General features: G+C 68.9%; 23 protein-coding genes. 11 read left to right on the forward strand and 12 right to left on the reverse strand.

Going from position 1 to position 26,249, the window contains the following annotated elements; genetic code table 11:
* Nucleotides 1-118: 118 nt before the first annotated feature.
* The gene (locus G472_RS0113000) at nucleotides 119-937 is read right to left on the reverse strand and encodes a response regulator transcription factor (RefSeq protein WP_029008755.1); all 819 of its coding nucleotides are present in this window, start codon (nucleotides 935-937) and stop codon (nucleotides 119-121) included.
* Between the two features lie 395 nt (nucleotides 938-1,332).
* Here G472_RS0113000 and G472_RS32915 point away from each other — a divergent pair, with 395 nt between their 5' ends.
* The gene (locus G472_RS32915; RefSeq protein ID WP_211100186.1) at nucleotides 1,333-1,794 is read left to right on the forward strand and encodes a hypothetical protein; all 462 of its coding nucleotides are present in this window, start codon (nucleotides 1,333-1,335) and stop codon (nucleotides 1,792-1,794) included.
* 4 nt (nucleotides 1,795-1,798) lie between these two features.
* Here the strand turns inward: G472_RS32915 and G472_RS32920 are convergent, their stop codons facing one another.
* The 9 genes from G472_RS32920 to fliF all read right to left on the reverse strand — a co-directional run bounded on the left by G472_RS32920 (nucleotide 1,799) and on the right by fliF (nucleotide 10,202).
* On the reverse strand, nucleotides 1,799-3,712 hold the full coding sequence (locus G472_RS32920) for an ATP-binding protein (protein ID WP_051340760.1): 1,914 nt from the start codon (nucleotides 3,710-3,712) through the stop codon (nucleotides 1,799-1,801).
* A gap of 3 nt (nucleotides 3,713-3,715) precedes the next feature.
* Nucleotides 3,716-4,459, reverse strand: a complete 744-nt coding sequence (locus G472_RS37115; RefSeq protein ID WP_051340761.1) for a response regulator — start codon at nucleotides 4,457-4,459, stop codon at nucleotides 3,716-3,718.
* A gap of 146 nt (nucleotides 4,460-4,605) precedes the next feature.
* Complete coding sequence (locus tag G472_RS32930; protein ID WP_051340762.1) at nucleotides 4,606-5,295, reverse strand: hypothetical protein; 690 nt, start codon at nucleotides 5,293-5,295, stop codon at nucleotides 4,606-4,608.
* Complete coding sequence (locus G472_RS0113025; RefSeq protein ID WP_029008756.1) at nucleotides 5,295-6,323, reverse strand: flagellar motor switch protein FliG; 1,029 nt, start codon at nucleotides 6,321-6,323, stop codon at nucleotides 5,295-5,297. Before G472_RS0113025 ends, G472_RS32930 begins: the two co-directional genes overlap by 1 nt.
* Nucleotides 6,324-6,332: 9 nt before the next feature.
* Nucleotides 6,333-6,617: a hypothetical protein gene (locus G472_RS0113030; protein ID WP_245593478.1), complete on the reverse strand. Its 285-nt coding sequence runs from the start codon at nucleotides 6,615-6,617 to the stop codon at nucleotides 6,333-6,335.
* Between the two features lie 4 nt (nucleotides 6,618-6,621).
* Entirely contained in the window at nucleotides 6,622-7,404 is a 783-nt protein-coding gene (fliP, locus tag G472_RS32935; RefSeq protein ID WP_035692282.1) for a flagellar type III secretion system pore protein FliP, read from the reverse strand.
* A 14-nt stretch (nucleotides 7,405-7,418) separates the two neighbouring features.
* On the reverse strand, nucleotides 7,419-7,736 hold the full coding sequence (fliN, locus tag G472_RS0113040; protein WP_029008758.1) for a flagellar motor switch protein FliN: 318 nt from the start codon (nucleotides 7,734-7,736) through the stop codon (nucleotides 7,419-7,421).
* A gap of 49 nt (nucleotides 7,737-7,785) precedes the next feature.
* Nucleotides 7,786-8,463 (reverse strand): FliH/SctL family protein, encoded by a 678-nt coding sequence (locus tag G472_RS0113045; protein WP_084536616.1) that lies wholly within the window; start codon nucleotides 8,461-8,463, stop codon nucleotides 7,786-7,788.
* The gene (gene fliF / locus G472_RS0113050; RefSeq protein ID WP_029008760.1) at nucleotides 8,463-10,202 is read right to left on the reverse strand and encodes a flagellar basal-body MS-ring/collar protein FliF; all 1,740 of its coding nucleotides are present in this window, start codon (nucleotides 10,200-10,202) and stop codon (nucleotides 8,463-8,465) included. Before fliF ends, G472_RS0113045 begins: the two co-directional genes overlap by 1 nt.
* A gap of 186 nt (nucleotides 10,203-10,388) precedes the next feature.
* Here fliF and G472_RS0113055 point away from each other — a divergent pair, with 186 nt between their 5' ends.
* Genes G472_RS0113055 through G472_RS0113080 form a run of 6 tightly spaced genes read left to right on the forward strand, consistent with a single transcriptional unit; the run spans nucleotide 10,389 to nucleotide 15,412 of the window.
* Nucleotides 10,389-10,913 carry a flagellar basal body-associated FliL family protein gene (locus G472_RS0113055; protein WP_084536617.1) on the forward strand — a complete coding sequence of 175 codons (525 nt, stop codon included), beginning with the start codon at nucleotides 10,389-10,391 and terminating at the stop codon, nucleotides 10,911-10,913.
* Nucleotides 10,914-10,947: 34 nt separating this feature from the next.
* Entirely contained in the window at nucleotides 10,948-12,084 is a 1,137-nt protein-coding gene (gene fliM, locus G472_RS0113060; protein ID WP_029008762.1) for a flagellar motor switch protein FliM, read from the forward strand.
* Nucleotides 12,065-12,700 (forward strand): DUF6468 domain-containing protein, encoded by a 636-nt coding sequence (locus G472_RS0113065; RefSeq protein WP_029008763.1) that lies wholly within the window; start codon nucleotides 12,065-12,067, stop codon nucleotides 12,698-12,700. Before fliM ends, G472_RS0113065 begins: the two co-directional genes overlap by 20 nt.
* Nucleotides 12,701-12,703: 3 nt before the next feature.
* The gene (locus G472_RS0113070; RefSeq protein ID WP_029008764.1) at nucleotides 12,704-13,411 is read left to right on the forward strand and encodes a MotE family protein; all 708 of its coding nucleotides are present in this window, start codon (nucleotides 12,704-12,706) and stop codon (nucleotides 13,409-13,411) included.
* 5 nt (nucleotides 13,412-13,416) lie between these two features.
* A complete protein-coding gene (locus tag G472_RS0113075) occupies nucleotides 13,417-14,736 on the forward strand; it encodes a flagellar hook-length control protein FliK (RefSeq protein ID WP_029008765.1) in 1,320 nt (439 codons plus the stop codon).
* 16 nt (nucleotides 14,737-14,752) lie between these two features.
* On the forward strand, nucleotides 14,753-15,412 hold the full coding sequence (locus G472_RS0113080; protein WP_029008766.1) for a flagellar hook assembly protein FlgD: 660 nt from the start codon (nucleotides 14,753-14,755) through the stop codon (nucleotides 15,410-15,412).
* A 15-nt stretch (nucleotides 15,413-15,427) separates the two neighbouring features.
* On the opposite strand, the gene G472_RS0113085 is transcribed toward G472_RS0113080, so the two are convergent.
* Entirely contained in the window at nucleotides 15,428-15,817 is a 390-nt protein-coding gene (locus G472_RS0113085; protein WP_029008767.1) for a DUF6858 family protein, read from the reverse strand.
* Between the two features lie 429 nt (nucleotides 15,818-16,246).
* Nucleotides 16,247-17,026: a hypothetical protein gene (locus tag G472_RS0113090; RefSeq protein ID WP_156927107.1), complete on the reverse strand. Its 780-nt coding sequence runs from the start codon at nucleotides 17,024-17,026 to the stop codon at nucleotides 16,247-16,249.
* 670 nt (nucleotides 17,027-17,696) lie between these two features.
* Here G472_RS0113090 and G472_RS37120 point away from each other — a divergent pair.
* From G472_RS37120 to G472_RS0113120, 4 genes are all read left to right on the forward strand, one after another.
* Nucleotides 17,697-20,585, forward strand: coding sequence for a glycosyltransferase family 4 protein (locus G472_RS37120; RefSeq protein WP_156927108.1), 2,889 nt, complete (start codon nucleotides 17,697-17,699; stop codon nucleotides 20,583-20,585).
* Between the two features lie 2 nt (nucleotides 20,586-20,587).
* Nucleotides 20,588-21,388, forward strand: coding sequence for a glycosyltransferase family 2 protein (locus tag G472_RS0113110; RefSeq protein WP_029008771.1), 801 nt, complete (start codon nucleotides 20,588-20,590; stop codon nucleotides 21,386-21,388).
* Between the two features lie 81 nt (nucleotides 21,389-21,469).
* On the forward strand, nucleotides 21,470-24,610 hold the full coding sequence (locus G472_RS0113115) for a glycosyltransferase (RefSeq protein WP_029008772.1): 3,141 nt from the start codon (nucleotides 21,470-21,472) through the stop codon (nucleotides 24,608-24,610).
* Between the two features lie 429 nt (nucleotides 24,611-25,039).
* Nucleotides 25,040-26,236, forward strand: a complete 1,197-nt coding sequence (locus G472_RS0113120) for a glycosyltransferase family 4 protein (protein WP_169732810.1) — start codon at nucleotides 25,040-25,042, stop codon at nucleotides 26,234-26,236.
* Nucleotides 26,237-26,249: the final 13 nt, after the last annotated feature.

A 26,249-nucleotide genomic window follows, 5' to 3' on the forward strand; every position in this document is an offset into this window, starting at 1 on the left:
CGACGCGTCCGGAAGAAACCGCATTGTTATTGATCGGGTAATTTAAAATCGATGTTCTTTTGAGAAGAAGTATCGGGAAAATCCTGCGGACACTGCTGACCGGGCGATGCCGGCCTCGTCAGCGGCCGACCGCCCGCAGCGGGACCTCACGCACCGCCGGCACCGGCGGGATCATCGCCAGCCGCACCGGCCCCGGCGCCGCCGTCGCAAAGCGGCTTCCCATCAGCCGCGAGCCCGGGTCGGGGGTCGCGTGCTCGGGCGGCGCCTCGAACTTGTAGCCACGCCCGTAGACGGTCTCGATATAGCGGCCGCCGCCGGTCGCCTGGTCGATCTTCTTGCGAAGCTTGCAGATGTAGACGTCGATGACCTTGTCGAGCGGATCAGAGCCGGACAAGCCATAGACCTGCTCGTAGATGTGCTCCTTGGATACGACCCGGCAGTGATTGAGCGCCAGCACGGTGAGGATCGCATGCTCGCGCTGGCTCAGGCGCAGACGGGCGCCGTCCACCTCGGGATCCCGCCCGTCCAGGAACACGGTCAGCCGGCCGACCTGGACGGCGTTGCTGGTCAGACCGTAGGCGCGCCGGGAAATGGCCTCCAGGCGGGCCCGGATCTCGGTGCCCACCACCGGCTTGACCAGCACGTCGTCAGCCCCGGCGCGCAGGATGTTGGCCGTGGTGTTGGCACAGCGCCGGTCGATCAGGCACACGATCGCCGCCGTCACCCGGCGCGCGCGCAGCAGCGACACACACCCCACTGTGTCACCGACCTCGCCGACGATGATGGCGTTGTAGTTCAGCGCGTCGGGGTCACTGCCGTTAACCAAATCCCGGAACCCGCCCTCGTCCATTCGGTCGTGATTAACTTTACACAAATCGAGCTGTCGACCGATGGCTTTGGCGATCAGGTCTCCGGGTTCGATCAGCAACGTCCGCATAGGATTCTCCATCGCGCAACAACCAAGGGCGACAGGTTGCGTTTTACGAAATTTAAACCGTGTCACGCCCTTATCACAGCCCCAAAAGAACTCATCCATTGAAGGGATGTCAATAGTTTGAGGTACCTGGAACGGCTTAGGCGTTACGGGGTATTTACCCGATCTAAAGAATCCGAACACGACGAAAGACCGCGTAAAATTTTATAGTCTGTCCTTTTTACTGATCAATCTCGCATTTCGAGCAAGAACACGGCGACATTGCCAGCGTGAACGGCTGTACCGTAATGGTTAATGACCTGATGGGATTTTTAAACCGGGAGGTTGAACCGTAAATGCCGGTTTAACCGTACCTTGTTAAGCATGAGGCGGCACGGGAGATGGGAGCCGACATGTATATGAATGCCTGCACGGGATTTGGGGTCGGTCTGTCCGCGGTCCTGGTGGCCCTCGTCGGGGCCTGCGCCGGGGCTCCGCCCGCCCCCGACAGCGCCTACCGCCGGGCACTGGAGCGGGCCGTGGCCGAGGGCCGGTGCGACGGGCCGGCTGTCGACGGGCTGTGGAGCGCCTTCCGCGACTGGTACGCCGCCGGTGCGACGATCGCCGGGCACGACCGCGGTGACGAAGCGGCCGCCCTGCTGCGGCAGGGCGACCTGTTCCTGGTGATGGGCTGCCCGGAGGTGGCCCGCACGTCCTACGCAGCGGTCCCGGAACGCTATCCGGAGCCGGCGCTGGCCGCACTGCGCCGCGACGCCGCCGCCGCCCTGCACGCCCTTCCGGTTCCGGTCCCGCCTCCGGCGCCCCCGCCGGGTCCGGCAGCCTCCGGGCGCACGAACCCGCCAATTCTGCTGAATCCCTGAACCGCTACGGCCGTTCCGGGGCGCGCACCGCCCGCACGCAGGCGTCGTAGGCCGCGCGCAAACGCGGCACCAGCGTCGCGGCGGCATCCGCGTCACCGGTGCGCAGGGCGGATTCCAGCGCCCCGGCAAGCTCCGACAGCGCCCCCGCGCCGACGCAGAGTGCCGCCGATTTCAGGGAATGGGCGGCCGCGAGCGCACCATGCGCCGGACCGGCCGCGCCGCGCTCGACCGCTGCCACCTGATCGCCGGCGGAGGCCACGAAACTTTCCAGCGCGTCGCGCACGACCGCCGGATCATCGCCGACCAGTTCCGTCAGACAGGCGAGGTCGATGACCGCCGGGGTCCCGGCCGCGGTGCCGATCGGCGATTCGGCGGGCTCCGCCGGCCGGCGCAGGCGATGGGCAACCGGAAGATGCCGGCCGATCGCCGCGTCCAGCGCGTCGATCCGGATCGGCTTGCCCAGGTGTTCGACCATGCCGGCGGCCCGGCAGGCCTCGGCCGTCTGCGCCAGGAAATCGGCCGACAGGGCCACGACGGGCGGCGGACCGGTGTCGCCGGCGCGGGCACGGATGGCCCGGGCCAGCCCGTAGCCGTCGAGGCCGGGCATGTGGAGGTCGCTCAGCACCAGCCCGTGCCGGTCGGGCCGCAGCATGGCCAGCGCCTGCGTCCCGTCTTCGGCCATGTCGTGGACGATCCCGAGTCGCGCCAGCACCCGTTCCAGCACGAACCGGTTGGTCGGGTTGTCCTCCACGCACAGCACGACGGCGCGCCGGGCCTCCGCCTCTGCGCGCGAAGGTGCGGTCCAGGCACCGACGCCGGGCCCGTCGTCGTCGCCGGGGTCCGGCGGCGGCACGGCACAGACCGGGGCGGCGATTTCGAACCAGAACAGCGAGCCCGCGTCGGGTGCGCTCGACAGGCCGATGGTCCCGTCCATCAGCTCCACCAGTCCGCGGCAGATCGACAGGCCGAGGCCGCTGCCGCCGAATCGGCGGGCGATGCCGGCATCCACCTGGACGAAGGGTCGGAACAGCGCCGCCTGCCGGTCGCCGGGGATGCCGATGCCGGTGTCCTCCACCTCGAAGCGCAGCCGGCCGGGTGCCGGCACGCTCACCCGGATGGACACGCCGCCGCGCTCGGTAAACTTGATGGCGTTGCCGACCAGGTTGATCAGCACCTGGCGCACCCGCGCGCCGTCGCCGCGCACCCCCGGCGGCACCGCGCTGTCCACCGCGACGGTGAGATCAAGTCCCTTGCCGGCCGCCCGCGGCCGCAGGATGGCCGCCATGCCTTCGACAACGGCCGCGGGGGAGTAGGGCCGATCCTCGGTTTCCATGCCCCCGGCCTCGATCTTCGAATAGTCGAGCACGTCGTCGAGGATTGCCAGCAGCGACCCGGCCGAGGCACGGATGGTCCGCACCATGTCCCGCTGATCGGCGTCGAGGGGTGTGCCCGCCAGAAGATCGGCGATGGTGGCGACGCCGTTCATGGGTGTCCGGATCTCGTGGCTCATGGTCGCCAGGAAGCCGGACCGGTTGCGGGCGGCGCGCTCCGCCTCCTCGCGCGCCCGGTGCAGGTCGGTGACGTCGTAGATCCAGACGATCATGGCGTCGCCGGCACCGTGGGCGACGGTGCCGAACGACATCTGCAGGGTGCGCGTCCCGCCGTCCGGCCGGTGTGCGTCCACGATCACCGTGCCGCCGTCGGAGGCTCGGGCCAGAACCGGCCCCTCCATCAGGGCCGCCACCGCGTCCCGCAGGGCCTCCCCTTCCGCCCCGAGAATCTCGGCGATGCGGCCGTTGCGGTAGAGGATGTTCCAGGATTCGTCCAGGATCAGGGCGCCGATCGGCGCCTCGTCGAGCGTGTCGGCGAACCCCGCCCCGGCCGGGACGAACGCCGCCGGACCGGCGAACGGGTCCACCGGTCAGCCCTCCCGGCTGGCGATGACGAACGCGACGGGCGGGATCATGTGCATGTCCGCAAGGTCGCCGAGGCGGGCGATCAGCGCGTGGTCGAGGCGGATGTGCGCCGGCAGGATGGTCGAGCCGCCATCGTGGGCGCGCACCGCGGTGGCCAGGATCATGCCCGGCTCCAGGCGGGCGACCGGCACCTCCACACGGGTGCTGCGCGGGTGTGCTTCGGTGGGTGCCGGCGGTGACGGGAGCACCGGCGCCGGCGCCGGCGGGTGACGGCGCACCGGCTCGGCCGCTGCCGGGTCGGGGATCTCCACCGCGCGGTAGACGTCCACCGGCTTGATGTCGAAGGGAATGGACGCGGCACGCTCCAGCCGCGCCAGCAGCGCCTCCCGGGTCACCGGCTTCACCACATAGCCGTTGACGTCCAATTCCATGGCCGCGCGCACCAGCGCGCCGTCGGTGCGGCCGGTCAGCATGACGATGGGCAGGTCGCGGGGCACCGGGCCGTGACCCGTGCGAATGGCGCGGGCCACCTCCAGTCCGTTGCCGTCGGGCATCACGAAGTCGAGCAGGGCAAGTCCGATGGGCGGCCGGAACAGGCCGAGGCGTTCCAGGGCGTCGCGCCCGGAGCCGGCAACGTCCACGTCGCAGCCCAGCGCGCTGCGGATGATCGAGGCGACGATGGAGCGCATGAAGGCGTCATCATCGGCAAGCAGAACGCGGCCGCACCCGCTCGCGGTCCATGGCGGCATCGAGCCTTCCTCCGGCTGCCTCTCGCTGTACACCCGTCGTCAGCAGGTACGGCGAAAGGGCCGGCCGGCGCAATGCTTCGTTTGCAAAGGAGTCGCGGCCTTTAATCCTGCGTTCAAACCCGTTACCGCCGCCCGGCGCGGGGGCCCTACAGGGCGAGGTCGGAGCTGAGATCCTCGTCGAAGCGCAGCCATTCCCCGGCCAGCGGCCCGACCGTCAGGCTGCCGGTCAGGCGGCAGGCGTCGAGCACCGCGCGGGCGGTCTCATGCAGTTCCGCGAGCAATGCCGCGGGCAGGCCGCCGGCGGTGCGCAGGGTGACGTCCAGGCGCCGGCCCGCCCGGGTCGCCGTCAACTGGACGGCCCCGGTGGCGCGCGGCCGCGCCTGGAGCACCACCACGAAGGCGTCCGCCCCGTCGGTGCCCGTGCTGGTGGCGCACAACAGTCCGACGGGCATCACCGCCGCCGTGGCGGGGTCGAGGAGCGGCACCCGCAGCACCCGCCATGCCCGCCCGTCCAGCGTCCGCAGGCGCGGCGCCAGCGCGGTGTCGCAGTCGTCCAGCAGAAGACCGCCGTCCAGCTCCTCCAGCCGGTCCGCGGCATCGTCGGTCAGCCAGCCGCGGCAGCCCGCGGCGGTGACGGACAGGAACAGGGCCAGCCCCGCCCCGAAGGTGGAGTCGCAGCGCGGCAGGCAGCCGCGGGCCAGCGCCCCCTCCGCCGGGTCGAGGGTCGCCAGCAGGTCCAGCAGCCGGTCCACGGCACCGTCATCGCGGCCATCATCGCTGAACGGAGCGCCGCCGTCGGCCGGCGTCGGCGGGTACGGGAGCGCCGGCAGCGTCATCAGTACACCACCGCGTCGCCGTCGCCGGACTGCGGGATCACGATGACGCCGTCGTCGGCCAGCGACTTGGCCATGCCCACGATGTCCGCCTGGGCCTCGTTCACGTCGCGCACGCGCAGCGGCCCCATGTTGTCGATCTCGTCCATCAGGATCAGCCGGGCGCGTTCCGACAGCACCGACAGGAAATGGTCGCGCTGGGCCGGCTGCGCCCCCTTCAGCGCGATGGCGAGCTGGCCGGTGTCGCACCGCCGGATGACCGTCTGCAAGGACACCCGGTCCAGCCGCATCAGGTCCTCGAACGTGAACATGAGCTGCTTGATCCGCTGGGTCGGTTCGGGCAGCGCCGGCTCCAGGTCGGCGAAGATCTCGCCCATGGTGTCGCGGTCGATCCGGTTGAAGATGTCGGCCATGCGCTCCAGCGAATCGTTGCCGTGGGTGCGCGCGTAGTTGGCCATGAATTCGGTGTGCAGGATGGTCTCGATGTCCAACAGCACCTCGCGCTGCACCGATTCGATCTGGATCATGCGCTCGATGATCTCGGCCCGCACCGCCTGCGGCAGCAGGACGATGGCCTTGGCGGCGTGGTCGGGGCGCATCTTCGACAGGATGACCGCAGCGGTCTGCGGATACTCCCCGGCCAGGTAGTTGGCGAGCACCGCCTCGTTCACGTTGGACATCTTCTCCCACATGGTGCGGCCCGCCGGCCCGCGGATCTCGCCCATGATCTCCGACACCCGGTCGGCGGGCAGGAAGCGGTTCAGCATGCGCTCGGTGCTGTCGTAGGAGCCGACCACCGACCCGGTCCGGGCGAAGCGCTCGGTGAAGACGCGCAGCAGGGACTCCACGAGGTTGGAGGTGACGTTGCCCAGGGTAGCCATGGCCCGGCTGACGATGCGGATCTCATCCTCGTCCAGGCGTTCCATCAGCCGCGACCCGCGCTCCTCGCCGAGCGCCAGGAAGATGATCGCGCTCTTCTCGGCTCCGTTCAGGCTCTTGTAGTTCTCACGGATCTTGACGGGGGCTCCCATGGCGGCACCTCAGAAGGAACAATCGGCGGAGGGGGGATCGGCGGCGGGATCGGCCGGCGGCGCGCCGTCGTCCCGGTCGAAGCGGAAAACGCCGGCCATGACGGAGCCGGCGACCAGAAGCAGGGCGTGCGGAATCAGCGGCCGCGATTCGATGGCCGCCAGCACGTCGAGAAGGGAGTCCTCGTCGCCGGGCGTCGAGCCGTGGCGGCGCGCCATCGCCGTCAGGCTGTCGGCCAGGGAGGCGGCCGGCGGGCAGCCGTCCTCCCCTTGCCCCGGCGGCACGGTGGCGGCCACGGCCTCAGCCCCCCGTCCCGTAGGACCGGATCAGGCTGCCCGCGATCAGGAACCAGCCATCGGTCAGGACGAAGAAGATGATCTTGAAGGGCAGCGCGATCATCACCGGCGGCAGCATCATCATGCCCATGGCCATGAGGATCGCCGCCACCACCATGTCGATGACCAGGAACGGCAGGAACAGCAGGAAGCCGATCTCGAAGGCGCGCCGCAGCTCCGACAGCAGGAAGGCCGGCATCAGCAGGCGCAGGTCGACGGACTGCGCGGTCGGCGGCGATCCCGGCTCCGGCCCGGCCGGCGGCGGATCGCCGGAAAAGGACGCGAAGGCGGCGAGGTCGCGCCCGCGCACGTGGGCGAACATGAAGTCGCGGAACGGCTCGATCATCCGCTCCAGCCCCTGCTCGCCGGTCACCTGTTCGTTCAGCATGGGCCGCAACCCCTCCTGCCAGGCGCGGTCCATCACCGGCCCCATGATGTAGAAGGTCAGGAACATGGCCAGGCTGATCAGCACCATGTTGGGCGGCGACTGCTGCAGACCCAGCGCAGAGCGCAGCAGCGACAGCACCACGATGATGCGCGTGAAGCAGGTGACCATGATGAGCAGCCCCGGTGCTACGCTGAGCACGGTCAGCAGGACGATGCCCTGGACGATCCGCCCCGACAGGCTGCCGCCCTCGGCCAGGGACAGGAAGGACTCCATCCCCTGGTCGAAGGTGACCGCCGCGGCGGGAGCCGCCACGGCCATGGCGACGCCGAACGCCGCCAGCCCCGCGCGTCGCGCGTTCATGGTCGCCGCCCCGCTCAATCGAGATCCAGTTCCGCGTTGCGCACGATCTCGGTCAGCGTCACGCCCAGGCGCTGGTCCTCGACGATGACCACCTCGCCGCGGGCGACCAGCCGGTGGTTGACCAGCACCTCCACAGGCTCGTCGACTTTGCGTTCCAGTTCCAGCACGGCGCCGCGCCCGAGCTTCAGCAGTTGCGCCACCAGCATGCTGGTCCGGCCCAGAACCACCTGGACGTCCACCGGCACGTTGTAGATGGCGTTGATCGGCCCGTCCCGGTCCTTTTCGGCGGACCGGGTCTCGTCGATCAGGGTGTCGAGGTTCAATGAAGGCATGATGCGTTCTCGCTTCCGTCGAAGGCGCAAAGGGTGTCGGAATGGTCGATCAGTCAGCGTCGCCGGCCGCCAGCGCGCCCAGCGTGCGTTCCACGAGGGCGTCCAGCGCGCGCTCCATGGCCGCCGGGTCGCGGCGCAGCCCGCCGGCGTCCCAGACGGCATCGAGGGCGCCGCGGGCCAGGGCGTCGTCGGACACCACCGTGATACCGCCGCGGTACCCGGTTTCGGCGACCGCCTCCCGGATGGTCTCATCCAGGACGTCGCGCAGGGCCGGGTGGACGCGCAGGTGCAGTTCCGGCGCCCCGCCGGCGGCGTTCAGGGCCTCGCGGGCGGTGCGCTCCACCGCGTCGCGGGCCGCGGTGTCGAGCAGGCGTGGCGCCAGCCGGCCGGCGAGAGCCACCAGCAGCGCCGCCCCGCGGGATTCCAGACGGTCCAGCAGGACCCGGTGATCCGCCTCCAGCGCCGCCGCACGCTCCAGCAGCGCCGCCACCCCGTCGGCCAGCGCCGCCTCGGCACCGGTGCGGGCCACCGCCTCGCCGTCGCGCCGGCCGCGCTCCAGCCCCTCGGCCAGCGCGACGCGACGGGCCTCGTCGACGGCCGCCAGGAGCACGCGCTCGGAGTGGCGCGGTTCGTCCAGCGGGTCGACCGGTTCCGGCTCCGGCGCGGCGGCGGGGTCCGCGCCCGGCGCGCCGAAGGCGCGGTCGAAGCTGTAGCGCGGGTAGGCCATCAGGCCGCCTCCTCATAGAGCCAGGAGCGCAGGATATCGATCGCCTCGTCCGGGTACTGGTCGACCAGCTCGCCCAGGCGGCGGATCGACGAGGCGCGCACCCGGCCCTCCACCGCCCGCAGCTCGATGAGCTGGTCCATGGTCTCCTCGATCCCCGGCGCGGGCAGGCCGGACCCTGCCGCCGCCACCTCTTCCGCACCGTCGAACCCGCCGGCGGCGCCCCCCTCGCCGGCCGCACCCGCCGCGGCACCCGCGGTGGCGCCGGCCGGGCCGGTGAGCTGCGGCACCGCTCCGGCCACCGGCCCCGCCAGCGCCTCGACCGTCTCCGCCGCGGCCGGTTCGGGCGCCGGGAAGACGCGGCGGATCAGCGGACGCAGCCCGACCAGGATGACCAGCGCCGACAGGATCAGCAGGATGACCCACTGGATCAGCGTCATGACGTTGCGGGTCAGCGTCTCGGCGATCTCCTCCATGGGGTCGCGCGGCGTCAGGTCGGGGGCGAGATCGACGAACTCCAGGTTCTCGACGGTCACCCGGTCGCCGCGCGCCGCGTCGAAGCCCATGGCGGAGCGCACCAGTTCGGTCAGGCGCTCCAGTTCCCCGGCGGAGCGGGGCTGATAGGTGCGCGTCCCGTCGGCCGCCGTCGTCCACACGCCATTGACCAGGACGGCGACGCTGAGGCGGCGCACGTCGCCGGGCTCGATCACCGTCTCCCGCGCGACGTTGGAGATCTCGTAGTTGACGGTCTCTTCCTGGCGGCGGGTGTCGTTGGTGGATTGGGCGCCCTGCGGCTGGGCCCGGACCTCGTTCTGGGGCAGGTTCTGTTCGGCGGTCACCGGCGGCTCGCCGCTGGTGTCGACGCTGCGCCCCTGCTCCTCGACGAGCTGGGTGGAGCGCACCACCTGGCTGGCAGGATCAAAGGTGTGGCTGCGCACCACCTCGCGTTTGGTTTCCACCTCCGCGGCGACCTGGACCCGCACATTGCCGGCCCCCAGGCGCGCCACCAGCATCTGCTCGATGGCCCGGGCCACCCGCGTCTCGGCGGCGGCGCGCATGCCGTCGGCGCGCGCGGAGGCGACACCCGTCCCGTCGTCGTCGCCCAGCAGGAGTTCACCCGACGCGTCGAGCACCGTCACCCCGCCGGGCTTCAGGTTGGGCACGGCTGATGACACCAGGTTGCGGATCGCCAGCGCCTGGCGGCGCTCCAGCACGGCGCGGCCGCGCATGCGCACCACCACCGACGCGGTCGGCGTGGGCGCCCCGCGCGAGAACTCCTCGCGGTCGGGAAGCACCACGTGCACCCGCGCCGCCTCGATCCCGGCCAGCGTCTCGATGGTCCGGGCCAGTTCCCCTTCCAGCGCCCGCAATCGGTTCATGCGCTGCATGAAGCTGGTGATGCCCAGGGGCTTGTCGCTGTCGAACAGTTCGTAGCCGACGCCGCCTGCGGACGGCAGCCCCTGCTCGGCCAGCAGCATGCGCACCCTCGATGCGTCCGCCTGGGGCACCTGGATGGAGGTGCCGTCGAAGGGCGCCGACACGGGGATGCCCATATCGGTCACGGCCTTGACGATGCGCCCGGCCTCGGCCGGGGCCAGGCCCGTGTAGAGCGTGGTCATGTGCGGCTGCGACAGCAAGAGGGCCATGCCGGCGATCGCGGCGACGATCCCCACCCCGGTCCCGGCGAGCACCAGGAGGCGCCCGCGCCCCAGCGATCGCAATGTGTCGATCAGACTGTCCACGCTCCCGCACCTTTAAAGTTTCCGAAAATCGGGAGCCCTACTCTGCCCCCCGAAGACGGCCCCAGACTATCGGCGGCTCTTTTAAGCGGAGTAAAAAACGGCAACGCGCAGTATCCAAATTGGATAAAAATTTATCTGAGCAATGTTTTTATAAATTTTCACCTCATCGCAGATGGACGCGGCGGAATGAATACACGGTTGGAGGGGATCGACGGGGATACGCTGCGCGGCGTGGAGCGGTCGCGCAGCGTGCTCGTGGTGATCCTGCCGGTGGCACGGCTGGTCGCCGGCCTCGCCGCACTGGCCGTGGTGGTCGCCGCCGGCCTGGCGGGCTACCGGACGGCGGCGGGACCGGAGGCGCTGGACCGGCTGTTCACGGGCACCCCCGCTCTGCCGGGGCCCGAACGGGTGGTGGAGATCCCGGAGACCATCGTCAACCTGCGCCGGGAAACGCCGTCGCAATACCTGAAGATCGGCATCTCCCTGGTGGCCGCGCCGGGGCGGGCGGGCACGATCGAGGCGGCGATGCCGAAGCTGGTCGATACGGTGCAGGAATTCCTGCGCAACCTCGACCGGGACGACCTCGACGGTTCGGCCGGCCTGTATCGGCTGCGCAGTGAACTGAAGCGGCGCTTCAATCTGCTCCTGGCCCCCTCCGGCGGCGGGGAGGTCGTCACCGACGTCCTGCTGCGCAGCCTGCTGACCCAATAGCCACAGCGATCGCGAACCAACACCAGAGGCACGGATGACCACTCCTTCCGACGGCACGCCCGGCGGGCCCGAACAGCCCCGGCCCGATGGCCCCGAGCACGACACCGCCGACGCCGACTGGAGCCGGGCGATCCTGGACGCCGCCGGCGCCGCGGATGGCGGTGGCGGCGGCGACGGCCCGGTCCCGGATTCCCGCATCCTGAATCAGGAGGAGATCGACCGTCTGCTGGACTTCGCGATGCCGTCCGCCTCGGAGGACCCGCCCAGCGCCATCAAGCTGCTGGTCAGCTCGACGACGGTCAACAAGGACCGGCTGCCGATGCTGGACGTGGTGTTCGACCGCATGGTGCGGCTGCTGAACACCTCGCTGCGCCAGTTCGCCTCGACCAACGTGGAGACGTCGCTGCTGCGCATCGAATGGCTGCGCTACAACGACTTCCTCGACGCCATCGAACTCCCCGCCCTGATCGGGGTGGCGCGGGCCGAGCAGTGGGACAACCAGATGCTGCTGTCCATCGACAGCGCCCTGATCTACTGCATGATGGACGTGCTGCTGGGCGGCCGGCGGGCCCGGCCGGGACGGGTCGACGGACGCGCCTACACCTCCATCGAGCGCAAGATGACCGAGCGGCTGATGAAGGTGGTGCTCCAGGACCTGGGGCAGTCCTTCGATCCGCTGGCGCAGGTGGACTTCGTCTTCGACCGGCTGGAGGTGAACCCGCAGTTCGCCACCATCACCCGCGCCACCAACGCGGTGATCCGCGTGCGCATCGCCGTGGAGGTGGAGCGGCGCACCGGCCACATCGACATCGTCATCCCCTACGCCACCCTGGAACCGGTGCGCGGCAAGCTGGTGCAGATGTTCATGGGCGAGCGGTTCGGCCACGATTCCGTGTGGGAAAGCCACCTGAAGGGCGAGCTGATGCGCTCCAAGCTGGAGCTGGTGGCGGTGCTCAGCGAGACGCAGGTGCCGCTGGGCGAGGTGCTGAACTGGCAGAAGGGCCAGTCCCTCAAGCTGCGCATCAACCCCGACGCGCCGGTGCTGGTGCTGAGCAAGACCATTCCCCTGTTCGCCGGCAACATGGGCCAGCGCAACGGCAACATCGCCGTGAAGGTCGAAACCGATCTGGATGCCAAGCAGGAGCTGATCGATGGCCTCCTTTCTCATTGATGCCGTGCTGGCGGTGATGTTGGTGACGGCGACCGTCTACCTGGTGATCGTCAACCAGCGCCTGAAGCTGCTGCGCAACGGCCAGTCGGAGATCAACGCGCTGATCGCCACCTTCTCGCGGTCGATCGACGACACCGATGCCTCCATGAAGCGGCTGGTCGGTTCCGCCACCGAGGTGGCGGGGCGCCTGTCCGGGGATCTGGACCGCGCCGGGGCCATCAAGGAGGACATGGCGCTGATCCTCGGCTCGTGCGAGCGGACCACCGCGCGCATGGAGGAGTCGATCCGCCATGCCCGCGCCCTGCTGCGCCGCCTGGACGAGGGCGCCATGGTGCGGACCGGCCGCCGCCCCGACGCGCCGCCGCCCGCCGCGGCGCCGGCAGTGGCACCGGCAACGGTGCAGGCGCCGGCAGCGGACGCTCCGGCGGCGCCGGAGGTTGAGACGGAGCCCGGCCCGGCCCCCGCTGACACGCCGGCCGTCACCCGCGCCCCCATGCCGGTCTTCGCGCGCGACGCCGCCGAACCGCCGGGAGAGGCCGGCGCCGCCCCGGCCGAGCCCATGCGCCCGGCCAACGCTTTCTACGCCCGCCTGCGCACCGTCGGGTCGGAGGTCTGAGCCATGCCGCGCATCCTGCCGATCACCCTGATTGCGGTCCTGATGGTGCTGCCGCTCAAACTCGGCACCGTGGTCGACGGGCTGCCGGCGATCGCCCAGCAGTTCGACCGCGAGTTCGGTGGCCACGACCGCCCCTGGGCCGACGACCTGACGGCACCCCCCGCCGCAACGCCCCCGGTTCCGGCGGCCGCTCCCGAGCCCGCTCCGCAAGTGACGTCCGCACCGGCCCCCGCGGCCCCGCCGGTGGCCCTGGCCGCGCCTTCCTGCACCGATCCGGCGTTGCGCGACGCCATCCGCGAGCAGCTTGCCGACACGGCGGCGCGCACCGGCCGCCTGCGTGAGACGGAGGCCGTCCTGACCGCCACCGAAGCCCGCGTCACCGCGCAGATCCGGCGCCTGAACGCCGTCCGCGGGGAAGTCGAGGCGCTGATGGAGCGGCGCTCCGCCCTTCAGGAGGAGGATCTGCGCCGCACCGTGGCGATCTACGAGGCGATGAAGCCGCGCGACGCCGCGCGCATCCTCGACAGCCTCGACACGGCGGAGGTCGTCGACGTCCTCGACCGCCTGGCCGAGCGCCGCGCCGCCCCGATCCTGGCGGCCATGAGCGACGGCAAGGCCCGCGAGGTCACCCGGGCCATCCTGCAACGCCGCGCCCTGCCCGGCGACCGCACCCCGGCGGCCCCCGCCCCCCGCACCACCCTGACGAACTGACCGCCATGACCCGCATGACCGATGTCGTAACACCGCCGTCCCGCCCGGCGGCCGAGACCCGGGCCGCGGCCACCCGCAGTGGCGACGGCGCGGACGCGGACACCTTCGACGGCCTTCTCGGGGGCATTGGCGCCGACGGCGACGGTGCCGAACCGGACGCAGCGGATGCCGCTCCCGGACCCCGTCCCGATACGGCCGCGGCCGTGGTCGCCGCGATCACCGCCGACCCGCCGGCCGCCTGGCTTTCCGCCGCACCGACCGCATCACCGCCGGCGGCGCCCCCGGTGCCGCCCCCGGCGCCCGCTGCGGACGCCGTGCCGGACGCCTCCCCGGCGCCGGCGCCCGCGGCGGGGGCCGGGGGAACGGCGGCGCCACCGCCGGACGCCGGCCGGCCGGTGCCGCCTCCCGGTCCCGCACCGGTGGCGGCGCCGGCCGAACCGGACACCGCCGCCGGTCCGGCGAACGGAACCGCCGCCGCGACCAACGCGACCGTCGCACCGGATGCACCGGGCACGGCGGCCACCACGGTCCCGGCCGCCGTCGCTCCCGCGGCCGTGGCCGGGGCGGGGGCGGGCGAAGCGGTGGCGGAGCCGCGCCGAACGGAGCGCACGACGGGCCGGACGGCAGGGCGGACCGCAGGAACGATGACCGCCGATACGACGGATCCCCGCAACGGCGGATCCGCCGCCGGCCGGCCGGCTGCGCCGCCCCCGTCGGGCGGAGACGGTGCGTTCGCCGGCTCCGGCGACCGCCCGCCCCTGCCCTTCACCGCCGCACCGGCAACCGCCGCCGGTCCCGACACGGGCGCCGCGGACGGGCTGGCGCCGGCGTCGGCCCCGGCGACGGCAAGCCAGCACGCGGCGGCAACCGCCGGCGCGGGTGCCCGGGCGCCGGGTGCGGGGATGCCGGGCCAGCCCATGGCCCAGTTGAGCGAACCGCTGGTGCGGATCGCCGCGGCCGGCGGCGGGTCCTTCCGGATCGAGCTGTCGCCCGCCGAACTCGGCCGCGTCCGGGTGGTCGCCGAGGTGATCGACGGCCAGGTCACCCTGGTCGTGCGGGCCGAGCACGCCGACACCCTGGCCCTGCTGCGCCGCGACGTGCAGGTGCTGGAAAAGGCGCTGGGGGACGCCGGGCTGACCCTCGACACCGCCGGCCTGCAGTTCTCGCTGGAGGGGGACGGCGGGTCGCGCGGTTCCGCCGCGTTCGACCAGGGGAGCGGCCGGCAGACCGGCCTTTACCCCCCCGCCGCCCTCCCCGGCACCGCGGACCCGGCGCCCGACCGTGCGCTGCGCCCGATCGACGGGCTGGTCGATCTCATCGTCTGACAGGAGCCACGCCGCCATGACCACAACGGCCGCCACCACCACGACCACCACCGGCGCCGCGGCTTCCGCCGACCGCAGCCGGACGACCGTCGATTATGATTCCTTCCTGAAGCTGCTCACCGCCCAGTTGCGCAACCAGGACCCGCTGGCCCCCATGGACGCCACGCAGTTCATGACCCAGCTTGCCCAGCTTTCCACAGTGGAGCAGGCGATGCGCACCAACGACACGCTCAACCAGGTGCTGGACACCCTGAAGAGCAGCGGCATGCGCATGGACATGGCCTTCCTCGGCCGCACGGTCGAAGCGGCATCGGATACCCTGACCCTCTCGGGCGGATCGGGGACCATGGCCTACACGGTGGCCGGTGCCCCGGCCACCATCCGCATCGAGGTGCTGGACGAGAACGGCCGCACGGTCCACTCCGCCGCCGCACCGGCGGGGGGAAGCGGGCGGCGGACCTTCACCTGGGACGGCCGGCGCAGCGACGGCTCCACGGCGCCGGACGGGCTGTACACCGTCCGCATCACCGCCCGCGACCAGAACGGCGGGGCGCTGGAGACCGCCGGCGTCATCACCGGCACGGTGGCCGAGGTGCGCACCGTCGACGGTGAAACCCGGTTCGTTCTCAAGGGCGGGGCGACGGTGACCGCCGACGCCATCCTGTCGGCGTCCTGATGCAGGTGCCGGGAATCAGGCAACCCGCAGACCGGTGACCCAGGAGCGCATGGCGTCGTTGGCCGGGGCCAGCGGCGCCTCCTGGAAGCTGATGACGAATTGGTCGCCGACATCGGCGATGCCGATCGACCGGGGGCGCAACGCCAGCATGCTCGGATCGGGCAGGCCGGGGCCGAAGCAGAACACCAGGTTCTTCGCGGCCCGGATCTCCGATGCGATGACGCCGTCGCGCCGCCGGGTGTGGGCGTAATGGTCGAAAACGGCGAGCAGCGCCACGCCCGGATCGTCCTCGATCCGCTGCGTCAGAGCGGCGATGACGTCGTCGACCGTCCGGCACTCCGTCTCCGACTTGGCGACCCGGGCGACGAAGACCGTGTAGCGGTCCATGAGTCGGGTGCACTCCATGGATCGTTCTCCTGCGTCCTTTCCATGCGGGGTGTGGTCCGCATGATCGAAGGGATCGCCGGGCGGTGCATTGACGATTCGCAGCCACCGACCTCGGTGCGACGTCCCCTCGCCGAACACCGCGTCCAGCGTATCGGTGTCGGCCGCGTGCACCCGCGGGCGCGACGCCCCGACGGGCGGCACGGCTACTGACCGCGGCTCCCGATTCGCTCGGCAAGGACGACCGCGGGTTCGTTACTGCGTTGCGCGGGCGTGCGCCTCCCGTCGCGGGATGCCGTGTGTGCCGCGCGCCCCGGCCGTGGAGCGGCATCCCCGTGTAGGGTCACGTCAACCGGCTGAAAGTCATCAAACGCGAGGTTGCCGGCGCCGCAGAAACACGAAACGACCCTTTCCGGGCTCGTGCTTCCGCGACACCGTTCGTGCGGGCGATCAGAACATCGGGCTTCCGGGCCGGGCGCCGCGCTCGACGATGCGGACGGTGAACGCCTGGATCGGATCGCCGACCACATCGGAACAGAAGGGCTGACCGTTGGCGATGACGGGGCTGCGGACACCGCTGGCGCACAGCACCTCATAGACGCAGTCATAGTGCTCGGCGAGCGGGCCTCGCAGGCGGATGGCCAGTCCGACCAGCGGCACCCCGATTCCGCGGCTGCCGCAGAGGTTGCCCCCGAGAATCCACGTCGTTTCCATCCCGTTGGCGCTAAGCCCTTTGTATTCGATGCAATCGGCCGGCGCGCCGTCGAGAGGGAGGATAGCGAACCCCTCGATCGAGACCTTCCGGTCCGGTAGACCGGCGCAGCCCCCTTCGGGAGCGGTCACATCGCCGTGATTTTGCACATGGGCCATCAGACGGACTCGGATGCCGGTCGGAGCCGGCGTCTCGGGGCGGACGAGCGGCAGAGGCTGGCCTGTCGCCATGGTGTCCAGGCGCGAGATCTGCACGTTCAGGTTCCGCCCCGGTTCGCCCGCTGCCCGGTAGGAGGTGAGCACCACATCGCGCGGCGCGTCCGTCACCTTGATGACCAGGGCATCGCCAGGCTTGAACAGCCAGTGGGTATCCCCCCTGGCCAGGATCTCCACCGTACCGCCGTGACCGGGAAGGGCAGCAAGCTGTACGCATGGCAGCGGGAAGGAGTTACCCGGCGATCCGTCCGACCCGGCGCCATTCGCGATGGACACGCAGTAAAGGCCGGGATGGAAGGTCATGAGCTGGGCCGTGGCCTGCGAGGGTGCCGGAGCCCGGGAACAGGACGTGGGAAGCATGTTGGCCGAACCTATGCCAGAGGAGGATAAGGGGAAGGGTAAGCGAAAACGGTTGCCCGACCGGCATCCGGGGCGGAATGCCCGAACGGAAGCACATGACCCCCGGCGGCTTCAAGCCGCTCGGTGATGGTGCCGATGCCGAACGCGACCGCCGGCAATCCGGCCATCCATGCCTGCGTCAGCGCGTAGCTCCGGGTTTCCGGGCATACGCAGGAAAGGAACACCAATCGGGCACCCTGCCGCCGCACCAATTCCGTCACCTCCGAATCGTTGAATGTCAATCGGCTTCGAAGAACCAGCCATCTTAGCCGGCTGTCAGGTTCAGTCTGAACGTCCGCAGGTCAGGGGCTCCAAACCCGGATCCGGACAACGTCCCGCCATCCGGCCGTCAAGCCCTCCCCTTCACGTTCGGTTGCGGACCTGAGTCCGACGCCCAGCAACAGTGGTGGAACGCATTGACTTGCCGGACGCCGCAGAGCATAACGCCCCTTGGGCGAATGCTCGTTTCAAGCGCTCCTCCTGTGGCTACGGCATGCACCTGACATCGTCCCTGGGACGTAATCATATCTTGACGGTGTTTCGGTCCTGCCGGGATGAAAGGATAACATTCGTCGTGGCCCCGGCGACCGGAGTGGATGTTCTGCCCGGCGCGGCATGGTCACCGAACGATGATTGCATCCCCGCACGCCTGCTGGAGCGTCTGGAGCAGGACCGTCTCGTCGCCCTCGTCCGCAATCCGTTCGCCCGCCTCGTCCATCTGTTCCGCAGCCTGCAAGAGGGCGATCCCGCCTGCCGCGCCCTGGCCCGCGCCTTGCGGTGGCCGGCCTACGGCGGCGATGCGAGCTTCGATGCGTTCGTCCGGATTCTGGCCGATCTGCCGGCGTACGAGCTGGACTGGCTGATTCCGGTCCAGGCGTCGGCGTTGTGCATCGGAGACATCGCCGTCGATCAGGTGCTGTGTCTGGATGGCGACCGCAAGCGCCTGAGTGGGCCGGCGCGCACCGGTTTGGCCGGGAGCTGCCCGCCGATCAGCGGCGCGACGGCGACGCGCATCGTCGCGATGTATGAACCGGATTTCGAGCTGTTCGGCTACGACCGGGATCCGGGACAGTGGCGCCGGTCGCCCGAACGGGCGGAGCCGATGCCCGGCACCGGCTGCGGCGGGGCGGTCCGGCAGACGCTGAAGGCGGATGTCGCGCGAGCCGGGGGAGAGATGAGCGCGGCCGACACGGCTCTGCGTGCCGTTCTTGCCCTGGGCGAGACCGGTGTCCGATGCCTGCCCGAAATCCGCGCCGCGCTGGCAGAGATGCTGATCGATGCCGGGAGGCTTGTCGAAGCGGATGCGCTGCTGCGCCCCGGGCCGGCCGTGACCACATTGGCCCCGGGGTGGCGGCGAGCCCGCGCACGGCTTCTGCAGCGCCAGGACCGCCACGCCGAAGCCGCGCACGTCCTGATCGGCGCCTTCCGGCGTTGTCTTCCGGATGCGGCGGACGCGGCCCTGCTCGGAGACGCCATCGCCGGCAGCGGAGATGTCGCGCTGGCTGCGGTGGCCGGGCACCTCCTCGTCGACGTGGCCGGCACCGATGCGCAGAGGCTGGCCGTGCTGGCCGAAGCCGTGGTGGCGCGTCTGGCGCCCGCGCGTCCGACACGGGCGGCGATGGAGTTCCTCGACGCCCTGGCGGGCCCCGGAGGCGATGGCCGGCTGGCGGCCCGCCTTCATGATTCCATCGCCGTACCGGTGCCGGTCATGCCGGCGCAGGACAGCGCACCCGTCGCTTCGCCACAGGCGTCGGTGAGGCCGGTGAAGGCGCATGGCGCCCTCGTGGAGATGGTCGCGACGTTGGAGCAGTTGCGCGAGCACAAGCGGCAACAACTGTTGCGGCACACCCTGGCGCGCTATCCGCATCTGTTCCAGGCCGACCACTATGTTCGGCAGGTCGGGGAAGCCCCCATGGAGGGGATGGATCCCCGGGAACACTTCATCCGGTCGGGATCGAAAGCCGGGGGATACAGTCCCAACCCGTTCTTTTCCTACAGCTATTACCTGCCCTATCGTGAGTGTCCACCGGATACGCTGGTCGATTCGCTTGTGCATTTCGCGGCACTGGGCGCGGCATCGGGCAACAGTCCCGGGCAGCACTTCGGGACGAGCCGCTATGTGGCGGAGCATCCGGACCTGGCCGGTACCCCGGCCAATCCGCTGGATCATTGTTTTGCACAAGGCGATCCCGACAAGGTTCCCGCCGTGTTGCCCGATCATGTTCGCGTGGATCTGGACTGGCTGTGCCGCCTTGACCCCGGTCTGAACGGCGTCAGGACCCGACTGCTTGGCGGTCCCGACCGCGCAGCAGACGAAATGGCGCTGTTCGGCGAAGTGTACAGCCGTTTGCATACGGCCATAGGGCGAGGCTTCACCCACCTGATCGTCGCGCCGTGGCTGTGGCACCCCGGCGGCGCGGAGCGGATCGGCCTGCTTCTGCTGCGCCTGCTGATAGAGACGCAAGGGGCGGAAAACGTGGTGATGCTGGGGCTCGATCTGCACACGGTCGAGAAACCGGCCGTCGCTCCCGGTGCTCGTCTCGTTTCTTTCACGGACGTCTCGTCCCATCCGTCCCACGAACTTCGGGTGGAACTGCTGCGGAGGCTGATCATCGATTTTCAGCCGAAATGCGTGTTCAACCTCAATTCCGCCGCGGCGTGGACGTTGATGCGCCGACACATCTGCAGCTTGGCGAAGTCGGCGAATTTCTATGCTATCATCTTCAGCAACGCGGCCTCCCCGAGCGGGGAACCGATCGGATACTCCTATTTCCTGGCGGAATGCCTCCCGTTCATGAAGGGAGTGATTGCCGACAACAGCTCCATCGTGAGAAGCGTCCGCGAACTGCAGCCTCTGCTGAACGCGGATATGGAGAAGATACACGTCGTCTACACGCCGCTCTCGGACGTGTCCGTTTCTTCTCCGCGCGCGCGGGCCAAACCCCGGCAAAGCTTGTGGGTGAGCCGCTTCGCGCCTGAAAAGCGCATGGACGTGCTGGCGGAAATCGCTCGACGCATGCCGGATCGGCGCCACCTCATCTATGGATCCCGCATCGACGGCATCAAAGTGAATCTGGAACCGTTGCAGGCGCTGGACAACGTCACCATCCGCGGCCGGTTCAGAAGCCTCGCCGATATTCCCGCAGACGAATGCGATGTGTTCATCTACACGTCCGATTTCGACGGGCTGCCGATCGTGCTGCTGGAAGCGACGGCGATGGGGCTGCCGATCGTTGCTCCGGACGTGGGCGGCATCTCCGATCTGGTCAACGCCGATACGGGTTGGCTTGTCTCCGGCCCCGACGCGGTCGACGAATACGTCGAAGCGATTCGCGAGATCGAGGCGAAACCGAGACTGGCGCGACGCAAGGTGCTGGCGGCGCAGAAAATCCTCCGTGAGCGCCACGACTGGCAAAGCTACCACCGATCGCTGGCAGCGCTTCCGGGGTTCATCAAGGATTGATTATGGCAAAAGACAAAGACCCCGTCTGCGATATTTCCGTCATCATCTGCGCCAGCCAGGAAGGCAAGCTGCTGCACCGCACGCTGGCGACGGCGGCGGAATCCATGGCGCGGGCAGGGCTGAGCGGCTATTCGTCGGAACTGATCCTGGTGCTGCACGATCCCGATGGTGACACCGCAACGTTCGCCCGCGATCGCGGCGGCATGCGCGGACGGATTCTGGAAGTCGACGGAAGCCGGATCGAGGCGCGGAATGTGGCCGTCCATCGCGCCCATGGCAAGCGTATCGCCTGGTTGGACGCGGGCGACATCTGTGGCCCGGACTGGCTGAACCGGGCCGTGGCGGCGGCGGAGGGAGATGGTCGTCCCGACGTGGTCTGGCATCCCCAGCATTGCCTCATCCTGGGAGACACGTTCGTCCTGCGCGAGTACGCAGACCATGAGTTGGCGCCCCGGGAGCCGGCTACCTTCTTCTGGACCCCCCCGTATCCCTACGCCGCTTTTGCGGATACCGCACTGTACCGCCGCTATCCGTTCCGCACCCACGATGTGATCCGGGGCTATCTGCGCGGCGAATGGTACTGGGGCAACGAAACCCTTGCCCAGGGCATCCTGCACAAGGTGGTTCCGGAAACCTATGTGGGCCTGCGGCCGGATGCGCCGCCGTCACGGATAAATTTCGGCCCGGCCCCGCCGGACCTCCGACCCGCGCCGCTGGACCGGCCCGGCACGGCCCCGCTGCCGTCGGTCGTGACGGAGGATGCGCCCCCGGCGTCAGCCGCTGCTGCGCCCGCCGGTTCCTAACGCAAACGGCAGAACGCGTCGCCGCGGAACCGTACCCATCACGTGCTACGCCCTTCGCAACGGTCAGGAACTTGGTCCGACATGAGCGTCCCCTCCTACTTCAGCTACCGGCATCTCAGGTCGGCCTTCCGGGTCAGCGTCAGGGGCAACTACGTCTTTGTCCCCGTTGCCCATGCCGCCGCGACGGAGACGTTGTGGCGGCTGTGGGAGCTGGAACACGCGCACGGCAAATGGTGGCAGGCCCCGCCCTCCGAGGCTGCGGTGCGGGGAGTGGACGGAAACTCGCCCTGGGTCACGATCGGCGGCACCGAGTTGATGACCTTCGTCAGCGGCTTTCAGGCCGGATTCCGCTTCAGCATCACGCGCAATCCCTATACGCGGATGCTGGCGGCCTATCTTACCCACATCGTTCAGGATACGGCTGTCGGCCGCGCCTTCCGCCGGCTCTCGGGCCTGCCGGCGGACAGCCAACTTGACTTTCCCCGGTTCGTAACGTTGCTTGCGACGCAGCCCCGGCACGAACGCCAGCCGCTGTTCAGCCCCCAGACTGAATGGATGCTGTTCGACTACGTTCCGTATCATTTCATCGGCGCCGTCGAGCAGTACCAGAACGCATTCGACTACGTCGCCACCCGGGTGACCGGCCAGGGGAGCGGCGCCGACGGCCGGCGAGGAGGGCACACGGATGCGCTGCGATGCCTTCGCACGCATTACACGATCGAGGCCCGGCAACACATTCGGATGCTGCACGATTCCGATTTCGTGAAGTTCGGCTATCCGTACTCTCTCGACGACGCGGCGCAGGTTCCCTCCGCGACCGGTGAACGTTTGTTCCAGAGCAGTCTGTACAACACGCCATTCTGGCGCTTGGTGGACAGCGAGGTTCTGATCGCGCAAGTGCAGTTCGCGCCGGCCGTGAAGCAGATCGAGCGGACGCTGGCCGATGCGGAAGCCGGCGGGGAGGTGCTTCCCGATCTGCGCGCCGAACTGGCCCGCTTCCTTCTCAACGCGCACGAGATTTCCGAGGCGGAGGCGCTCATGACGTCGCTTCCGCCCGATCACGCCGCCATCGCCTGTGCCTCCTTGCACGCCGACCTGGAGTTGCGCCGCAACAATGCGGATAAGGCGTTGTCAATCCTGATGGCAGCCTTGCGACGGGGGGAGCCGACGGCGGCGGTGCTGCAACAGGTGGGTGCGCTGGCGGCGGCAACCAATGACGTCGACGCGGCCACTGCGGCGGCAGCAGTCGCCGTCGCCGCGATGCCCGCCGGTCCGTCGCGAAACGCCCTGGTCGACGCGCTCGTGGACGGCACCAACCGGCGCCGTGGCGGCCGTTTGGCTACGATGACCCTCGAGTACATCGAGACGCTGGACAACACCGGGTACGACGTCGCCGGACGCATGCTGGCTTTGAAGCAGTCCGAGGGTACGGCGTTGCGGGCCGTGAAGCTGCCGGACCTGCCCGATTTGCCGGAGGGGCAGCCCCGTCCGGCCGCGCTGCCCCCGGCTCCCCTCGCCGTGGCACAGAACAACGTGCTGTGCGCTCTCATGGAGGAAGCGGCCGACACCATCGAGTTCGCCCGGCAGCGTCTGCTGCGCAAAGTGCTGGAGATCTATCCTTACCTCTTCGACGAGGACCATTACTCACGCAACGTAGCGGGCCTGGACAAGTCGGGCCTGACTCCGCTGGAACATTATATCCGCATCGGCTCGAAGGACCCCTGGCGCGAGCCGAATCCTTTCTTTAATCAGGCAATCTACCTGCACAACATTGCGAAGGTAGCCTATTCGGGCGATGCGCTGGTGCACTACGTTGTCGAGGGGGCGCCGAACGGTCTGGATCCGGGGCCGTTTTTCATCACGGAGAGGTTTCTTCGCGATCGGCCGGACATCGCCGGCACCACCCTCAACCCCCTGAACGAGTATCTCGCCGGTGGACGGCGCAAGCTCGGCGAATACGGCCTGCTACCCGGCCATATTCACCGGGATCTGCAGGAGACGGCTTTCATCGACATCGGGCTGTTCCCGAGCTCCTGGCGCCTGGTCAACCTTATGAACGACCCCGGCCCCGGCCAGGCCGACAGGCTTGCGCGGGTCTATAAGCAAGTCACTCAGGATCTTCCCGAAACGATCACGCACCTGGTGCTGCTTTCGTGGATTGCGCATCCCGGTGGGGCGGAGCGCGTGGCCATGTTCGTCCTCCGAATGATGACGGAGCAACTGGGCATCGACCGCGTGGCGGTCATCGGAACCGACTATCCGAGCCGGAAGGGATTCGAGATGCCGGAAGGACTCCGCATGGTGTCGCTTCTGGATTACGACGACAGCCTGGCCGCACACGAGCGCGTCGAGCTGATCGACCGCATCATCATGGAGAAAAAGCCGAAAACCACCTTCAACATGAACTCCTTGTCCGGGTGGGTCGCGATGGTCCAGAGGGCGCGGTACCTGTATCGGGAAACAGCCTTCTACGCATCGATTTTCGGGTATGGATTCAACGATGTGGATGGTCCTTTCGGCTTTCCTTTCATGTTCGATCATTGCAAGGACTACGTGTCCGGCGTGATCGTCGACAACACGCGTTTCCCGGTAACGTTGGAAAAACTCATTTCCATGGTTCAAAAGGATCGGGAAAAGATCCATCTGGTGTATACGCCCTATGACACGACGTTGGGCCTGCAGTCGCCGGAGCGACCGCCCGGCCTCCGGCAGGCGCTTTGGATGAGCCGCTTCGCCCCGGAGAAGCGCATGGACGTGCTGGGCAGGATTGCCAGCCGGACACCGGAGCGGCAGTATCTTCTTTATGGCTCGCAGATCGAGCATGCTCCGGCCACGGACGTGAGCTTCCTGCACGAGTTGCCCAACATTACCATCCGTGGCTACTTCAGCGATCTGAGCGACATTCCCTACAAGGAATGCGACGTATTCGTCTACACGTCAGCGTACGACGGGCTGCCGGTCGCGTTGCTGGAGGCGACAGCGATGGGGTTGCCCATCATCGCTCCGAACGTGGGCGGAATTTCGGACCTGATCAACAACGAGACGGGCTGGCTGGTCTCCGGTCCGGACGCCGTGGACGAGTATCTGGACGCTCTCAAGGAGATCGAAGCTGATCCGGACCTTGTCCAGCGCAAGGTCAAGGCTGCTCAATCGTTGCTCGTGAAGCGGCACAGCTGGGAAGCTTTCCTGGATACGTACAGAAAAATTCCCGGTTTCCTGTGAATCGCGGGAGGGCGGCTCATCGTCGGGTTGCATGGTAACGGTCGGTGTCGCGGGTTAAGCCCCGGTCTCCATTCCGGTCGTCCGCCCTGCCGGCGTGGTGCTTGCGGAACGAACGGCGGCGGTGCCCATAAACAGCGTGCCAGTCCGGGTACGCAGAGCCGCCGGACCGATCCTCACCGCACCACTGAACTGAACGGTACCGCGTTTGCGGAGGGGTGATTTCGAGCGGGCTCCATGCCGGACGGCCCTTGACGGCTCGGTCCACCGCGCGCGATGAATGCCGAAGGGAACCCTTGGGAGTCGCCCGGGTCGGTGCCACTTCGCGCGCAGTCCGGAACTCCGGGGGTTGTTCGCCGAGTTGCCGATGGGAGCCGGTTGCAGGATGGCGCGCACACCTCTCGATCTGCCGACCATTGGTCGGGTGTTGTAATGCGAATACTCTGCATAGCAGCCTATCGCAGCAACCATTGCGATCGCCACGTCAATCTTCTGGCGCGCCACGGCCACGACGTCCATCTGGTCGAGTTGTGCGATAGCGAGGTTTCGGAACCATTCCATCCCGGTGTGACGGTGCACCGGTTCCCTGCCGGCTCAGCCCGAGCGAGAGCCGCCGGTGGATGGGGCACCGGAGCGCACATCGACCCGGCCCGGGGCGCTCTGCTGGCCGTCGCCCGCAAGGCGATATTCAATCGCAATGCCGAGGAGACGGCGGCGTGGCTTGCCGAGGTGATCGACGATCTCGGGGTCGACGTGCTGCACAGCTTTTCGCTCCACCAGTCCGGTTTCCTGACGCTCGTCGCCAGGAGCATTTGCCGACGTCCCTTTCCCTTCTGGATCGTTAGCAACTGGGGGTGCGACATCCATTTCTTCGGCCACGACCCCGCCTACCGCGCCGCCATTGAAGCCACGCTTCTGGCGGCTGACGGCTATGTCGCGGAATGTGGACGGGACGCCGCCCTCGCGCGCAAGAATGGATTTCGCGGGACCACGCTGGCCATCCAGCCCATCGGCGGCGGCTTCGACCTGGCGTGGTTCCGCGCTTTGCGCAGCCCCGGCCCGACATCCCGGCGGCGCCTGGTGGTGATCAAAGGCTACCAGACGGAAGTCGGCCGGGCGGTGACCGCCATTGATGCGCTGCGCCGCATTGGCGACGACCTGCGGAATTTTCAGGTGGCGGTTTTCGGGATGAACGGCGCAATCGCCGAGCCCCTCGGCGCGTTCGAGCGGAATACCGGAATCGCCGTGACCCGCCTGCCGTTCCTACCCTACGAGGACCTGATGCGCGTCCACGGCGCTGCGCGCTGTTCCATCGGCGTCAGTCTGAGCGACGGAATTTGTACATCGGCCATTGAGGCCATGCTGATGGGAAGCCTGCCGATCCAGTCGGATACGAGCTGCCTGGGGGAATGGGCCGGTCGCCACTCCGCGTTGTTGGTGCCGCCCGACGATGTTGACACGCTGGCGGCGTCCGTACGGCGGGCACTGATCGATGACGCGTTCGTTGACCGCGCCACAGCGCATAACGACCGGATTCTGCTGGACCGCCTGTCGGACGCGGTGGTCAATCCGAAGATCCTGTCCATGTACGACCGAGCCGCTGCGCTGCGGACCGGGACGGCGGCTTGACCGGATGTGTCCC

Source organism: Azospirillum halopraeferens DSM 3675, from assembly GCF_000429625.1.
GTDB classification, from domain to species: domain Bacteria; phylum Pseudomonadota; class Alphaproteobacteria; order Azospirillales; family Azospirillaceae; genus Azospirillum; species Azospirillum halopraeferens.

Bases quoted from the DNA above. Each gene is read 5' to 3' on its own strand.
- G472_RS0113000 (WP_029008755.1), bottom strand. From the start codon at position 937: ATGCGGACGTTGCTGATCGAACCCGGAGACCTGATCGCCAAAGCCATC.
- G472_RS32915 (WP_211100186.1), top strand. From the start codon at position 1,333: ATGAATGCCTGCACGGGATTTGGGGTCGGTCTGTCCGCGGTCCTGGTG.
- G472_RS37115 (WP_051340761.1), bottom strand. From the start codon at position 4,459: ATGCCGCCATGGACCGCGAGCGGGTGCGGCCGCGTTCTGCTTGCCGAT.
- G472_RS32930 (WP_051340762.1), bottom strand. From the start codon at position 5,295: ATGACGCTGCCGGCGCTCCCGTACCCGCCGACGCCGGCCGACGGCGGC.
- G472_RS0113025 (WP_029008756.1), bottom strand. From the start codon at position 6,323: ATGGGAGCCCCCGTCAAGATCCGTGAGAACTACAAGAGCCTGAACGGA.
- fliP (WP_035692282.1), bottom strand. From the start codon at position 7,404: ATGAACGCGCGACGCGCGGGGCTGGCGGCGTTCGGCGTCGCCATGGCC.
- fliN (WP_029008758.1), bottom strand. From the start codon at position 7,736: ATGCCTTCATTGAACCTCGACACCCTGATCGACGAGACCCGGTCCGCC.
- G472_RS0113045 (WP_084536616.1), bottom strand. From the start codon at position 8,463: ATGGCCTACCCGCGCTACAGCTTCGACCGCGCCTTCGGCGCGCCGGGC.
- G472_RS0113055 (WP_084536617.1), top strand. From the start codon at position 10,389: ATGAATACACGGTTGGAGGGGATCGACGGGGATACGCTGCGCGGCGTG.
- fliM (WP_029008762.1), top strand. From the start codon at position 10,948: ATGACCACTCCTTCCGACGGCACGCCCGGCGGGCCCGAACAGCCCCGG.
- G472_RS0113065 (WP_029008763.1), top strand. From the start codon at position 12,065: ATGGCCTCCTTTCTCATTGATGCCGTGCTGGCGGTGATGTTGGTGACG.
- G472_RS0113070 (WP_029008764.1), top strand. From the start codon at position 12,704: ATGCCGCGCATCCTGCCGATCACCCTGATTGCGGTCCTGATGGTGCTG.
- G472_RS0113075 (WP_029008765.1), top strand. From the start codon at position 13,417: ATGACCCGCATGACCGATGTCGTAACACCGCCGTCCCGCCCGGCGGCC.
- G472_RS0113080 (WP_029008766.1), top strand. From the start codon at position 14,753: ATGACCACAACGGCCGCCACCACCACGACCACCACCGGCGCCGCGGCT.
- G472_RS0113085 (WP_029008767.1), bottom strand. From the start codon at position 15,817: ATGGAGTGCACCCGACTCATGGACCGCTACACGGTCTTCGTCGCCCGG.
- G472_RS0113090 (WP_156927107.1), bottom strand. From the start codon at position 17,026: ATGACCTTCCATCCCGGCCTTTACTGCGTGTCCATCGCGAATGGCGCC.
- G472_RS0113110 (WP_029008771.1), top strand. From the start codon at position 20,588: ATGGCAAAAGACAAAGACCCCGTCTGCGATATTTCCGTCATCATCTGC.
- G472_RS0113115 (WP_029008772.1), top strand. From the start codon at position 21,470: ATGAGCGTCCCCTCCTACTTCAGCTACCGGCATCTCAGGTCGGCCTTC.
- G472_RS0113120 (WP_169732810.1), top strand. From the start codon at position 25,040: ATGCGAATACTCTGCATAGCAGCCTATCGCAGCAACCATTGCGATCGC.